The 1,202-nt window shown below is 77.6% G+C and carries 1 protein-coding gene; it reads left to right on the forward strand.

The features are described 5' to 3' along the window. Window positions 1–1,202, forward strand: a 1,202-nt coding sequence (locus ABZV34_RS39730; RefSeq protein ID WP_356288259.1) for a beta-ketoacyl reductase, incomplete at both ends; no start/stop codon positions are given.

Raw genomic sequence — 1,202 nt, forward strand, 5'->3', positions numbered from 1 at the left:
CCCGGCCCCTGCCCGAGCACGCCTCCACCCCGGGCGGCCTCGCCGCCACCGCCGCGCTCGTCCAGGCACTCTCCGACAGTTCCGGCAGCCTGGACGGCCCGGACACAGCACCGGGATCGTCCCCCGCGCCCCTGTGGTGCCTGACCACAGGAGCCGTCGGCGTCCACGCCCAGGAGGCACCCACCGCACCCGAACAGGCCGCCGTCTGGGGCTTCGGCCGTACCGCGGCCCTGGAGTACCCGCAGAGCTGGGGCGGACTGGTCGACCTCCCCGGCACCACCGGCGCCCCGGTCGCCGAGGACATCGGCCGCCGGCTGAGCGCGGTCCTGGCCGGCCGCGACGGGGAGGACCAGGTCGCGGTACGCGGCTCCGGCACCTTCCTGCGCCGCCTGGAACGGATACCGGCCGGCGCCGCTCCCGCCGAAACTCCCGCCTGGCACGGCACCGTCCTGCTGACCGGCGCCACCGGCGCCCTCGGCGTGCACACCGCCGCCTGGCTCGCCGCACAGGGCGCCGAACGGGTCCTCGCCGTCAGCCGCTCCGGCGCCGGCGCCGAGGGCGCGGCCCGGCTGAAGGCCGCGCTGGAGGGCACCGGCACCGCACTGGAGATCGCCGCCTGCGACGTCGCCGACCGCGACGCGCTCGCCGCCCTCCTGGCCCGGCACCCGGTGGACGCCGTGGTGCACACCGCGGGCGTCCTCGACGACCGGCTCATCGACACGCTGTCGCCCGAGAGCCTGGAGACCGTGCTGCGCCCCAAACTGGCCGCCGCCCGCAACCTCCACGACCTCACCCGCGACCGCGACCTGTCCGCCTTCGTGCTGTTCTCCTCCGTCTCCGGCACCCTGGGCACCCTCGGCCAGGCCAACTACGCCGCCGCCAACGCCTACCTCGACACCCTCGCGCAGCAGCGCCGCGCCGCCGGACTGCCCGCCACCTCCCTGGCCTGGGGGCCGTGGGCCGGCGGCGGCATGGCCGCCGACGCCGCGGGCGGCCGCCGGCGCAGCCGTGGCGCCGTGGCGTCACTCGACCCGGACCTGGCCGTCGCCGCCCTCGCGACGGCCCTGGACTCGGGGGTGACCACCGAGTTCGTGGCCGACATCGACTGGCCCCGGTTCGCACCGGCCTTCACGTCGATCCGGCCGAGCGCACTCCTGCGGGACCTTCCTGAGGCCACCCCCTCCCCGTCCGCCGGCCGCCCG

Source organism: Streptomyces sp. NPDC005195, assembly GCF_040608315.1.
In the GTDB taxonomy this organism is placed as follows: domain Bacteria; phylum Actinomycetota; class Actinomycetes; order Streptomycetales; family Streptomycetaceae; genus Streptomyces; species Streptomyces kaempferi.